Source organism: Acinetobacter haemolyticus, assembly GCF_003323815.1.
In the GTDB taxonomy this organism is placed as follows: Bacteria; Pseudomonadota; Gammaproteobacteria; order Pseudomonadales; family Moraxellaceae; genus Acinetobacter; species Acinetobacter haemolyticus.
Window position 1 is genome coordinate 2,378,797 of record NZ_CP030880.1, and the last position, 12,853, is coordinate 2,391,649.

10 protein-coding genes and 1 CRISPR repeat array (1 of these 11 cut by a window edge) are annotated in these 12,853 nt (G+C 39.9%); of the genes, 2 read left to right on the forward strand and 8 right to left on the reverse strand.

Going from position 1 to position 12,853, the window contains the following annotated elements:
• Positions 1-28 precede the first annotated feature (28 nt).
• Both DS737_RS10945 and DS737_RS10950 read right to left on the reverse strand, forming a co-directional pair.
• On the reverse strand, positions 29-1,123 hold the full coding sequence (locus DS737_RS10945) for a fatty acid desaturase family protein (protein ID WP_005091108.1): 1,095 nt from the start codon (positions 1,121-1,123) through the stop codon (positions 29-31).
• A gap of 14 nt (positions 1,124-1,137) precedes the next feature.
• Positions 1,138-2,205: a ferredoxin reductase gene (locus DS737_RS10950; RefSeq protein WP_113997521.1), complete on the reverse strand. Its 1,068-nt coding sequence runs from the start codon at positions 2,203-2,205 to the stop codon at positions 1,138-1,140.
• A 140-nt stretch (positions 2,206-2,345) separates the two neighbouring features.
• Here DS737_RS10950 and fabR point away from each other — a divergent pair, with 140 nt between their 5' ends.
• Positions 2,346-3,041, forward strand: coding sequence for an HTH-type transcriptional repressor FabR (gene fabR / locus DS737_RS10955; protein ID WP_004638372.1), 696 nt, complete (start codon positions 2,346-2,348; stop codon positions 3,039-3,041).
• 22 nt (positions 3,042-3,063) lie between these two features.
• Here fabR and DS737_RS10960 read toward each other — a convergent pair whose 3' ends face one another.
• On the reverse strand, positions 3,064-4,152 hold the full coding sequence (locus DS737_RS10960) for a DUF389 domain-containing protein (protein WP_005081876.1): 1,089 nt from the start codon (positions 4,150-4,152) through the stop codon (positions 3,064-3,066).
• A gap of 247 nt (positions 4,153-4,399) precedes the next feature.
• Between DS737_RS10960 and dps the strand changes: the two genes are divergently transcribed.
• Positions 4,400-4,894 carry a DNA starvation/stationary phase protection protein Dps gene (dps, locus tag DS737_RS10965; protein WP_004638370.1) on the forward strand — a complete coding sequence of 165 codons (495 nt, stop codon included), beginning with the start codon at positions 4,400-4,402 and terminating at the stop codon, positions 4,892-4,894.
• 55 nt (positions 4,895-4,949) lie between these two features.
• Here dps and rapA read toward each other — a convergent pair whose 3' ends face one another.
• The 5 genes from rapA to thiE form a co-directional block, all read right to left on the reverse strand.
• A complete protein-coding gene (gene rapA / locus DS737_RS10970; RefSeq protein ID WP_113997522.1) occupies positions 4,950-7,778 on the reverse strand; it encodes an RNA polymerase-associated protein RapA in 2,829 nt (942 codons plus the stop codon).
• A 186-nt stretch (positions 7,779-7,964) separates the two neighbouring features.
• On the reverse strand, positions 7,965-8,609 hold the full coding sequence (locus DS737_RS10975; RefSeq protein ID WP_171055740.1) for an RluA family pseudouridine synthase: 645 nt from the start codon (positions 8,607-8,609) through the stop codon (positions 7,965-7,967).
• 142 nt (positions 8,610-8,751) lie between these two features.
• Positions 8,752-9,168, reverse strand: a complete 417-nt coding sequence (locus DS737_RS10980) for a GlcG/HbpS family heme-binding protein (RefSeq protein ID WP_113997523.1) — start codon at positions 9,166-9,168, stop codon at positions 8,752-8,754.
• A gap of 348 nt (positions 9,169-9,516) precedes the next feature.
• A complete protein-coding gene (gene hemL / locus DS737_RS10985; protein WP_004638366.1) occupies positions 9,517-10,815 on the reverse strand; it encodes a glutamate-1-semialdehyde 2,1-aminomutase in 1,299 nt (432 codons plus the stop codon).
• Between the two features lie 84 nt (positions 10,816-10,899).
• Entirely contained in the window at positions 10,900-11,511 is a 612-nt protein-coding gene (thiE, locus tag DS737_RS10990; protein ID WP_113997524.1) for a thiamine phosphate synthase, read from the reverse strand.
• A gap of 91 nt (positions 11,512-11,602) precedes the next feature.
• Positions 11,603-12,853: direct repeats of the CRISPR family, unit length 28 nt; unit sequence TTTCTAAATGGCGTATGCCGCCATGAAC; it runs 4,538 nt beyond the window's last position.

The window sequence follows — 12,853 nt, forward strand, 5'->3', positions numbered from 1 at the left end:
CAAGTTCGGGGCTTTTCACATTTAAAGATTATTTTTTAAATGGCAATGCATATTTAAAAATACGACCAACCACTTCACCAAATTGTTTTACGAAACTCGCATTATTGTAATTTAGGCCATATTTTTTACATACAGCTTCCACTTTTGGTGCGACTTCACGATAACGACGTGCAGGGATATCTGGGAATAGGTGATGCTCAATCTGGTGACTGAGATGCCCTGTTAAAATATGAAATGCCTCTGATCCCGTGAGATTTGATGACCCACGAATTTGGCGCATATACCAATGACCACGACTTTCATTTTGTAAAACTGTTTTCGGGAAAACTTCTGCATCTTTGGTAAAGTGACCACAGAAAATAATACTAAATGTCCAAACATTACGTATGCCATTGGCAACCAAATTTCCTGCAAATACAGGAATTGCCGACGGCCCCGCAATCAATGGGAAAAATACATAATCTTTAAATAATTGTTTGCCTATTTTCTTTTTAACAGGTCGCCATTCCTGCTTAAACTCATCCATAGTTTTGCGCTTATACACGAGTTTGCCTAATTCAAGATTTTGAATTGCAACACCCCATTGGAATAACAGACTGAAAGGCAAGATATATAATGGCTGAATCACGGAGAACTTCGTCCAACGCTGCTCTGGAAATAAGCGAAATACGCCATAGCCAACATCATCATCCATACCTTTAATATTGGTATAAGTATGATGCTTGTAATTATGTGTTTGTCTCCAATTATCTGAAGTCCCTACCGTATCCCATTCGTAGGTTTGACCATTAAATTTAGGATCGTTCATCCAGTCATACTGACCATGCATGACATTGTGTCCCAACTCCATGTTTTCCATGATCTTGGCAAAACCTAATAAACCTGTTCCCAATAACCATGCTGGCGGAAACCAACCTGCAAATAACAGTGCACGTCCTAAAAAGCTACTATAGCGAATGGTTGAATAAACACGACGAATATATTTCGCATCTTTTTCGCCCAAATCATTTAACACATCTTGTTTGATTTGATCCAATTCGCGTGCAAAAGCTTCTAACTCTGCGGCAGTTAAATCACGATTTTTAGGGTTTTTAAAATATTGAATTTTAACAGGCATGTTCATAATCATTTTCTCGCTTATAGATCAATCACAAGATCAGATTGAGCAGAATTTACACAAATTTTTAATAGCTGAGATGGTTCATGATTGGCTGAACCATTAAGTAGATTTTTTGTCGCACCTTGCGCTTTATTACAAGCACACTTATTACAAATTCCCATACGACAACCGTGGTTTGGCTTGATGCCTTGCTGTTCTAAACTGGCTAAGATCGATTGACCTTTGGGAATTGCCACAGTCTTATTGGACTGAATTAATGTGACATTAATAAAACCTGTATCTGTCGCATCATGTTCAAATTGACTTAAGCTAAATGCTTCGGTTTGGATGAATGCAGCATTTACGAATAATGTCTCTGCGGTTGCCACAAAGCCAGAAGGACCACATGCATAAACTGTGGTTTGATTCAACTTGGTTAATTGATCAACATGATTTTGATTTAAACGCTGGTCTTGTTCTTGGGTATAAAGAATTTGATAGCTGAAATTTGCAAAATTTTCTGAAACTTCTTTTAAATACTCAGCGTATGCTGCATCTTCATAGGTTTTAACCCAGTACATTAACTGAACATTGACCGTATTCAATTGCTTAGATTGGCATAGTGCTTCAATCAAACTCAACATCGGTGTGATGCCACTGCCTGCTGCAAGTAACAATAAATTTGGGCTTTGAATATGCTGTTGCATATCGCCATAAGGCTGCCCTAAACGAACGATATCGCCTATCCGAGATTTCTCAACAAGCCATGAACTAACAAGACCTTGATCAACTTTTTTCACCGTCAAGCAAAGATGTTCTGCATCCACTTGCATCAAACTATAAGTACGCTCGTAATGACGTCCAGCAATTTCAACCGTAATCGGATGATGTTGTCCTGCCATCCCACGCTGAACATGACGATTGCATTTTAAAATTAGACTGACCGTATCTTTTGCCACTATTTGTTTTTTTACGATTTGGGCTAAAGGTTGATTTACAGACCACAATGGATTGATTTTCTGTAACCAAAAATTGGCATCATGGCTGTTCATTACGCTGTTTGCCAATGAATTGAATAGAGAATTTCTCTTTTCGATTGCATACATGAGCAGGTACTCTGGTTGTTTTGTAGTTATTATACACATGTATATTTATTTGTATATATACATGTGTATAATAATTTATGTTTCACAAGTTCAAATACAACCGCTATACTCTGAATTAGCTTACTTATATTTTGAAAACAATGGTTCATTCTTCTTTTTCACAGCTCAACACTGACACATTAAATGACCAAGATGTCATTCCAATGAAAGCTCCTGTGCGTTCAGTAGGCAGAAAAGCAACAATTACAAGAGAAGAGTTATTCCAAGCAACTTTGAATCTGATCGGTCCACAAAAAAGCATTGCTTCATTGAGTTTGCGAGAGATCGCACGTGAAGCAGGTATTGCACCTAATAGCTTCTATCGCCATTTTAAAGATATTGACGAGCTTGCGATTGCATTAATTGATCGTGCAGGTTTGGTTCTGCGTAAAATTATTCGTGAAGCTCGATTAAAAGCAGTTTTACAACAAAGTATTATCCGAAGTTCTGTCGAGGTCTTCATTCAGCAATTAGATGCAGATGAAGGAAATCTCAGTCTATTGCTACGTGAAAGTTATACTGGCTCAACCTCTTATAAAGCTGCGGTTGATCGTCAACTCAATTTCTTTCAACAAGAATTACAAGAAGATTTGATTCGTTTAGAACAAATGAATAATAGTAAAATGAGTCATGCCGACATTGCAGCCAAAGCGATCACTCAATTGGTATTTAATATGGGTGCTAAAGTACTCGACCTCCCTGTTGAACAACGAACCGAGGTTGCAGAACAGACTATGATCATGATTCGAATGATCTTAGAAGGTGCTCGACATTTGGATGAAGCCAGTATTCGTTAATCCATGTCTATCACAATTTACATTATTGTTGATCACCCGCTTGAATAATCCGTACTGGTATAAATCTTATTTGTACAAGAGTAGGCATATTTTTTAAGTCACGCGGTAAAATAGCGTTTAATTTCTCTATTTCTGCAGTATTTGGCAATGTGTCTCCTTCAACGACAACACGGACTAACGTGTATTGAGTCTGATTAGCAAATTGTATTTTGTCGATAATATTATTATTTTTATTTAAAGCTTCGGTAATAGCTGTACGCGCTTTTGTTTCGTACATCTGTTTTTTGATCATATGTAAAAAATTTGCAGTCAGATAAACACTCAGTACCAACAAGCACAGTAAACTCACCATATTCCGTTTTATAAACTCTAATACATTACTCTGTACTTGCTCATCAGAACCTCTTCTAAAACCTGCAATCCACAATACCAATGAAGAACTGATCTGTATTGCCACAATATTGGTAAATGCCAATAAAAAGGCGTTGGCGGAATGGCGAAAATCCAAATGTGCCAATAAAATCCCACTTGCAACTAATGGCGGAACTAAAGCCGTTGCAACCGCAACACCAACGACAGCCACGGAGAGTCGAGGTGAAACAGCTGCAAATGCACCAGCAGCCCCACCTGCCAACGCAATCATTAAATCAATCACATTGGGTTGAGTTCTAGATAATATTTCATGGGTGAGCGCCATATTAAAATTGATCAGTCCTAATATCACACCAATCCCAAAAATCATGACCACACCTAGAACCAACGTTTTAAGTGCCGTAATAAACAAGATCCATCGATTATCAATCAGAGACAATGCAATTGCTGAAATTGGCCCAAGCATCATTGCGACAAGCATAGCCCCAATTACAACTGCCGAAGAATCAGCCAACAAACCATAGCCTGCAATGACAGCAGCTAATGCATTCATAATAAAGAATGTTTTCGTAGGTAAAGCATCTGCCTGAATATTTAAACGCACTAATTTATGGTCAATCTTTTTAGAATTCTCTCGCAAGGCTTGCTTATAACGTAGTTTTTCTTTTAAAACTTCAATTCGCTTATGTTCAGGATGATCACTAATGACAATGGTTGGCTTATCTTTTTCATTTTCCATTTGTTATGTCTCTTTATTAAAAGAATAAAATCACTACGCTCAGCACAGCAGAACCAAGGCTTTATTTCAATCGAATCATTTTACTTTAAGACACTGTAATTTATTCAAAAAAATATTAAAACTCACCATTAATTACAAAAGGTTTAAAAACTAAAACACTCTCAAAAGATCTTGAAGCGTACTCTAAATAAGGAATCAACGGTTTTAATTTACTGTTTTTCATTAATGATAATTGAATGAGGTAACTATGAATTCTTCAGCGGCTAAAACTTTAAAAGTATATACACGTAATAATTTAGATGATTCAATCAAAGAAGCGACGGTTAAAATCTTGAATCAAATTCTTGCAAATTTGATCGATTTATCATTATTAACAAAGCAAGCACATTGGAACATGCGCGGTAGCAATTTTATTGCAGTTCATGAAATGTTAGATATGTTCCGTACATCTATTATTACGCATTTAGATAATGTTGCTGAACGTGCGGTACAAATTGGTGGTACGGCGCTAGGGACTACCCAAACGGTTGCAGAAAGCTCTCATCTAAAACCTTATCCAGTTGCGATCCATGCTGTACAAGACCATTTAAAAGAACTAGCTGATCGTTATGGCGTAGTGGCTAACCATCTACGCGATACAATTGACGAAATTCAAGATCCTATTTCGGAAGATATTATTCATGCAGCTTTAGAAGACTTAGACCAATATCTATGGTTCTTAGAAGCCAATATTGATCACTAAATTTAAATGCATAAAAAAGAGGACCTTATCGTCCTCTTTTTTGTTGGTATTACAATTATGGTTTAACTACGACCAACACCTGAATCGCCTCAGGCGTAACAGATAAACCATCAAGTAAGCCTAAGCCTTCTTGTTGGAATTTTTGCAAACGCTCAATTTCATCTTGGCGAATACTTGGGTTAAATTGCTTGAGATAAGTTAAACGATCAATCTCATACTGCCATTTGCTACTGTAGTGCTCTTTAGCCTGTTTCATTAATTCAGGCAATGACGATTTAGCAATATCCAACGCTTGTGCATAACGTGTTTCAATCACTTCGCGACGTGCTTTCACCACTTGACGGCAACTATTACCATCTAAATGGTGCAGGTACGGACGTAAAATGCTTGGATCAATCTTTGCAGACAAGTCCTGACCATTTTCACTCAGTAATACACGAATCAACTGCTTCGGCAAACTAGATGGCAAGTTCAATGCTTTCGGCGCAACTACATCGACCTTAAACCAAACCTCAAGTAACACTGAACCTTGTTTTAAGGCATTAGATTTTAACAACGCAACATTGGTACTACCAAAAGATTGTGTACGGATCATTTCCATCACACTTTCAATAAACGGGTGTTCCAACGTTAAGTATTGCGCGTCTTCACGAATCTGTGCCTGATCACGATAGAAAGTTGCTGTCATACCTTCTTCGTCCAAGGTCAAACCTTGAACTTGCATTTGATCAGTAGGCTTGATGATCACAGTACCGTTACTTTGCTCATCAAAATCAATGTTGGTTGATGACATAAAACGCTTCACAAACATCGGTAAAGTCGTATTGTCATCATAATCTTCAAGTGCTTGTACAATGCCTTGTGCAACCACTGGACGACATGAATTGTACTCAAGCAAACGGTCACGCCCTGCTTGTAATTCAGCTTCCAATGCTTGACGTTGTACATTCACTTCTTCAAGTAAATCTTCAAAGGTCTGACCTTGATCCGCAAGCAAACAATCTTTCAATTCAACAATAAAGTTCTCTTGTAACGTCTGCGCTGTCGGAGAAATATTACTGAAAATATTGAGGGCTTCGTTGTACCAACGGAACATACGTTCTTGCGCTGTTCCCATTAAGTAAGGCACGTGGATTTGTATACGGTTTTCTTGACCAATACGATCTAAACGACCAATACGTTGTTCAAGTACATCAGGGTTTGCCGGTAAATCAAATAGGATCAGGTCGCTGGCAAACTGGAAGTTACGCCCTTCTGAACCAATCTCAGAACACAACAGGATTTGAGCACCATAACTGTCTTCTGCAAAGTATGCCGCCGCTTGGTCACGCTCTAATAAACTCATACCTTCATGGAACATCGCTGTGCGAATGCCTGCATGTAAGCGTAATGCATTTTCCAAGGCCTCAACCACAGGCCCACTGCGTGCAATCAACAATACCTTTTTATGTTTTAAATCCTTGCGGAGAACTTCCATTAACCAAGGCACACGCGGATCTGTTTCCATCCAAGCGCCATCAATTTGCCCCTCTTCAGGCCACATCTGCTCACGCATTTTACCATCCATAGACCAATCTTCTGGTGCTGGTAATGGCGCTGGCTGACAATCACGACCAGGGAAACCTTGGATCGCTTCACGGGTGTTACGGAATAGGATACGACCTGTGCCGTGACGATCCAAAAGTTCATGAATCGCACGCATACGCTGTTCAGGCTGATCATCAATCCGATGACCCAATAAGCCTTCTAATGCTGCCAAATGCGCTTCAGTCAATGCTTCGTCAGACATTAATACTTCGGCAACTTTTGCCGTTTGTTGATATTGTTCTTCTTCATCGAGGAAGCGATCTAAACTGCTAAAACGTTGCGGATCGAGTAAACGTAAACGTGCAAAATGACTTTCTACACCTAACTGTTCAGGTGTTGCTGTAAGTAATAAAACACCCGCTGTTTGCTCTGCCAATTCTTCTACCAAATCATAACGATCATTACCGCCGTCTTCTTCGCTCCACATCAAGTGATGTGCTTCATCCACCACCAGTAAATCAAAGCCCGCTTCAACCACCTGCTCACGTAAATCCTCATGGTCAACCATCAAATCGACACTGGCGATAATGCATTGTTCCGTTAGGAAGGGATTAAGATCAGGATCATGTTCTTTGATCGAAGCAGTACGGGTTAAATCGAAAAGCGAGAATTGCAAATTGAAACGGCGACGCATTTCAATCATCCACTGATATTGCAGTGAATCAGGCACCAAAATCAGGATACGTTCTGAACGTCCTGTTTTGAGTTGCTGATGGATGATTAAGCCTGCTTCAATGGTTTTACCCAAGCCTACTTCATCGGCCAATAAAACACGTGGTGCAAAACGCTTACCGACTTCATGCGCAATATAAAGCTGATGTGGAATCAAACCGACACGCGCACCGAGAAAACCACGTAAAGGACTGGTATGCATTTGCGCTTGCAACAACATCGCCTCGATACGAAGGTCATACCACTCTTTATAATCGACTTGGCTTGCCAACAGACGTTCTAAAGGTTTTGACAGCTGAATTTGCGCACCAATACGGGTTTCATTGAGAGACTTACGCTCTTCTTCACCATTTTCCAGTGTGCGAACCACGTCATAACGCAATACACCATGACGATCTTCAATGGACTCAACAATCCACTTGATCCCTTCTTGGTCTTGCACTTCATCTTTAACATTAAAAATGATTCGTGATAAGGGTGCATTGTTACGTGCATAAACACGAGTTTCATCACTTTTGGGGAATAAAATACTAATAGAACGTTCATCTACATCAATAAGAACACCTAAACCGAGTTCAGTTTCTGTATCTGATAACCAACGTTGACCAATAGCAAACGGCTGCAATTTATTCCACCTTTTCTCATGTTAGCCCACATATTGTATGCCTTAAACTGATGAAAGTTTAAGCTACTTTATGTAGTTTTAAATTTGGTTTTCACGGAAAATGATTCACGCAAACAACCCTAATATTTTGACATAAAGCTGACTGAAATAGCGCACTTTAAGTCTCTTTAGATTAAAAAAATACGGTTAAAACGGCACAGGACAATCAAAATCAAGCTGTGTGCCTGTTTTAGGATGAGCAAAGCTCAGTTGCGTCGCATGTAAACACAAACGCTCATAAAGCTGTTGCTGTTCTGGTGTGGCATATAAGGTATCGCCAAGAATTGGATGACCTAAATATTGCATGTGTACCCGAAGTTGATGTGAACGCCCTGTAATCGGGATCAACTTGACCCGTGTGACTGCCTGCCCTTGAATCTCTAAGTGCTCAATCGCTTGCCACTCTGTTAAAGCGGGTTTGTGATGAGTTGCATCAACGATATGTAATGGAGGACGGCTTGGATCATAAATCACAGGAATATCAACCGTTCCCTGTCCTTCTAAGTGACCGGCAACCAAAGCTTGATAGATTTTTGAAGTTTGGCGATCTTGGAATTGACGCGAAATAGTACTTTGCCCAAATTTAGATAATCCAAAAACCAAAATACCAGAGGTATCACGATCTAAACGATGGATGAGTAAAGTTTTGGGTTCTAATTTTAATAATCGATTGATCAGACAATCTTGTAAATCTGGTGTTTTCCCTGGTACTGTCAGAAGCCCAGCAGGTTTATGGATGACCATAAAATCTTCATCACGATGAATCAAATGTTCACTTAGAAAATCACTCAAGGTAGCCTTCCAACGACTGGATGAAAACAAGCCGGCAATCATAAAAAGCTTGGCGCTGAATTACAATGCATGACACGTATTTTTACTGATTTTTTTCGTGTTTCTCTCTATTTTTCATCCAGATTCAAATTTAAATGATGATTTAGGTCTGTTGCTCTAGAAATTGTTGAATCGCATGCTGGGCAATTTCTGCATCTTGAAAAGATTGTACCCCTGAAACACCAACAGCTCCCACAACCTGTCCTTGATAGACAATCGGCTCACCGCCCTCTAACATGCCGTTGGCTGCATTTATTGTTAAAAAGCCGATTTTACCATCACGGATCATATCTTCGGATGCCTTGGTCGCTCTGCGACTGACTGCGGCAGAATGGGCTTTTTCTTGGCAAATTTGTGTTGATAATACTGGTGCACCATCCATACGCTTCATCATTAACAAGGTTCCACTGTCATCGACCACGGCAATACTGACATTAAAACTATGTGCTGTCGCATACTCCACTGCCACATCAACCAGAATGTCCACATCCGTCGCCGTTAAATAATGTTTAGTTTTCATTGTTACTCCATTCCTATGAGTTTTTATCAAAAGCTTATTTAAAATATGATCCATAGAAGCGCTATCTACAGCGTGTGCAAGCCAAAATATTAAGGCTTTTGGGAAGCTAAAGATAAGCGCAAATATAGTTTACTATTCAAGCATTATTTTACATTGTGGTACAGTAAAGATTATTTATTTTTTGATTTTTGAAGTTGAAACTTGTTATACAAATTATTGTTAAATCAAAAATATAATTCAGAGCATTAATTATTTTAAATCAATTAAGGGCTATTTTATTCTGATCAATCTAAATCTATTCCATTAAAAAAAGCCCGAACGAATCGGGCTTATGTAGGCATCACAGCGTTATTTCATTTCAGCAAAGGTTTCTTTTGCTGCCTGAATCGTATCGGCAATATCCTGATCTGAATGCATCGATGAAATAAATCCTGCTTCAAATGCAGATGGTGCAAGATAAACACCACGCTTTAACATACCATGGAAGAATTTCTTAAAAGCTTCAACATCACAAGCCAACATTGAATCAAAGCTGGTAATGTCCTCTTGATCGGTGAAATACAAACCAAACATACCACCAACTTGCTGGGTCTTAAATGGAATCCCCGCTTCATCTGCCGCTGCTTGTAAACCCGCAAGTAACTTTGCTAATTGTGCCGCTAACTTGTCATAGAAACCCGGTTCACGCAGATGCTTGAACATTGCAATACCTGCTCGCATTGCCAATGGATTGCCCGACAATGTTCCTGCTTGGTATACCCCACCTAAAGGTGCGATGCATTCCATGATTTCACGTTTACCGCCGAAAGCACCGACTGGTAAGCCTGCACCAATAATTTTACCCAACGTGGTCAAATCTGGTTTTACGTTATAAACCGATTGCGCACCACCTAAAGCAACACGGAAACCTGTCATCACTTCATCAATGATAAATACTGATTTGTATTCATCACAAACATCACGAATTGCTTGTAAGAAACCATCAATTGGCGTTACCAGATTCATATTACCTGCAACAGGCTCAATGATCACACCCGCGATCTCATGACCAAATTTGCTAAAGCATTCTTTCAACGCTTCAATATTGTTATACGGCAACGTTAATGTGTGTTTAGCAAAATCAGCAGGTACACCTTTTGACGTTGGCTCACCTTCTCCTAAAGTCAATAAACCAGAACCCGCTTTCACCAATAACGAATCTGAATGACCATGGTAGCAGCCTTCGAACTTTACAATTTTGTCACGACCTGTATAACCACGTGCTAAGCGTATCGCGGTCATGGTTGCTTCAGTCCCTGAACTGGTCATACGCACCAACTCAATTGAAGGCATAATTTCGCAAATCGTGTCTGCCAAAGTGGTTTCGTGTACCGTTGGCGCACCAAAACTTAAACCATCTTCCGCTGCTGTTTGTACTGCTTGGATAATATCTGGATGTGCATGACCCAAAATCATCGGTCCCCATGAACCAACGTAGTCTACATAACGCTTACCATCAACATCCCACAAGTACGCCCCTTTTGCCTTTTCGATAAAGACCGGCGTACCGCCAACACCGTTAAATGCACGTACAGGCGAATTGACACCACCCGGAATATGTTTATTTGCTTGTTTAAATAACTGTTCTTGCTTTGGAGATAAACTCATAAAAGACTCAACCTAGAATCGAGGACGAGGAACGTTGTCGTTCCGAGAAACGATGAAAGTTCCGCAAAGCGGATTACATCTAATTTAGTCAAATAACGTTGCCCATGCATTTACACGAGCAGGAATTTCGGCTGTTGATCGTCCTAATATATCACTAATTACGGCACAAAGGCTTGCCCCAGCCTCAATCACCACTTGAGAATTTTCAACGGTCAAACCTCCAATTGCACAAATGGGTACAGTAAACTTTTGTTTAGCCTGCTTGATTACTTCGATGCCAACATTGCCTGCTTCTGGTTTAGTTGAGGTGGCATAGACTGCACCAAAAGCCACATAAGTCGCCCCATCAGCAATTGCTTTTTCAGCCAGCTCTAATGAGTTTAAGCATGTACGACCAATAATCGCACCTTGCGGCAAACGTGCTGCGGCATCGCTTATTTCCCCATCTGACTGCCCAAGATGGACTCCTAAGCCAAATTGTTCAGCTAAAGCCAAATCATCATTAATCACAAATGGTACTTGGTACTTTTCACACAATGTTTTGATCTGTTCAACTTCACGTGGTTGATCTGCCTTTGCCACTTTCTTACGGCGATATTGCAAAATCGCAACCTTTCTCGTCGCTAAAGCAACTTCTAATTTTTCAAGTAATAATTGGATGGGATCATCATTGGTGATGAGATAAAGACCGCGCATGAAAAATTCACTAAAAATATATTAGGTTCAGGGTATATTTTCTTATTTAAAAATTAAAGTGCCTGAATGTATTAGGAATAACCATTTACACTATTTAAATGGTGTATACCGCCGTGAACATTACAGATGCTTTTGAATTTTGAATATTATTTCTAAATGACGTATGCCGCCATGAACGATGCTAGTGCAACTGATGCAGCTACATTGACTTTCTAAATGGCGTATGCCGCCATGAACGTTTATATCGGTCCTATTTGCGATTATCTGTTTTTCTAAATGGCGTATGCCGCCATGAACGAAGGGAATGTATTAGCTGAGTTCAAAATTCGATTTCTAAATGGCGTATGCCGCCATGAACAACCACAAGGTTTGCCCGATTTTGATGCTCAATTTCTAAATGGCGTATGCCGCCATGAACCCTGATACACCGCCATTGGCACGTACTTAGTTTTTCTAAATGGCGTATGCCGCCATGAACCAACTAATGATGCAGGTTTAACGTTTGTTGGTTTTCTAAATGGCGTATGCCGCCATGAACGTTGCTGATTTAGCTTCTAAGTATAGTTTGTCTTTCTAAATGGCGTATGCCGCCATGAACTCGCCAAAAGGTGGAAAAGGAATTTTTACATTTTTCTAAATGGCGTATGCCGCCATGAACACACCAGCGCCAAAAGCATACTTTGTTCCGATTTTCTAAATGGCGTATGCCGCCATGAACTCCCCGTATAGTGTGTTGGCAATGACTCGTAATTTCTAAATGGCGTATGCCGCCATGAACCTGATGGTAAAGCTTTAATAATTTTTGATCAGTTTCTAAATGGCGTATGCCGCCATGAACATTAAACTTGATTAAAAAGCCTTAAATCTTATTTTCTAAATGGCGTATGCCGCCATGAACAGCACTTTTGGTGGTTCAGATTGGACATTGAATTTCTAAATGGCGTATGCCGCCATGAACTACCCGATTGTAAGATCAATATTGCTACTGCATTTCTAAATGGCGTATGCCGCCATGAACAATGTTGCAACAATCGCTAGATGCACTGGAGTTTTCTAAATGGCGTATGCCGCCATGAACTGGACGTACAAGTGCAGCACCGTCACACATAATTTCTAAATGGCGTATGCCGCCATGAACTATTAGCCAAACGTTCATCAAAGATCAATGCATTTCTAAATGGCGTATGCCGCCATGAACGCGCGGGTTTATGGAAGTTTTGATCCATTTCAGTTTCTAAATGGCGTATGCCGCCATGAACGCAAGAAGTGCGGTGAAACCTTCAGTTCTCATTTTCTAAATGGCGTATGCCGCCATGAACTCATTATGCGACATCGAAGATGC

Bases quoted from the DNA above. Each gene is read 5' to 3' on its own strand.
- DS737_RS10945 (WP_005091108.1), bottom strand. From the start codon at position 1,123: ATGAACATGCCTGTTAAAATTCAATATTTTAAAAACCCTAAAAATCGT.
- hemL (WP_004638366.1), bottom strand. From the start codon at position 10,815: ATGAGTTTATCTCCAAAGCAAGAACAGTTATTTAAACAAGCAAATAAA.
- dps (WP_004638370.1), top strand. From the start codon at position 4,400: ATGAATTCTTCAGCGGCTAAAACTTTAAAAGTATATACACGTAATAAT.
- fabR (WP_004638372.1), top strand. From the start codon at position 2,346: ATGGTTCATTCTTCTTTTTCACAGCTCAACACTGACACATTAAATGAC.
- DS737_RS10980 (WP_113997523.1), bottom strand. From the start codon at position 9,168: ATGAAAACTAAACATTATTTAACGGCGACGGATGTGGACATTCTGGTT.
- DS737_RS10950 (WP_113997521.1), bottom strand. From the start codon at position 2,205: ATGTATGCAATCGAAAAGAGAAATTCTCTATTCAATTCATTGGCAAAC.
- DS737_RS10960 (WP_005081876.1), bottom strand. From the start codon at position 4,152: ATGGAAAATGAAAAAGATAAGCCAACCATTGTCATTAGTGATCATCCT.
- thiE (WP_113997524.1), bottom strand. From the start codon at position 11,511: ATGCGCGGTCTTTATCTCATCACCAATGATGATCCCATCCAATTATTA.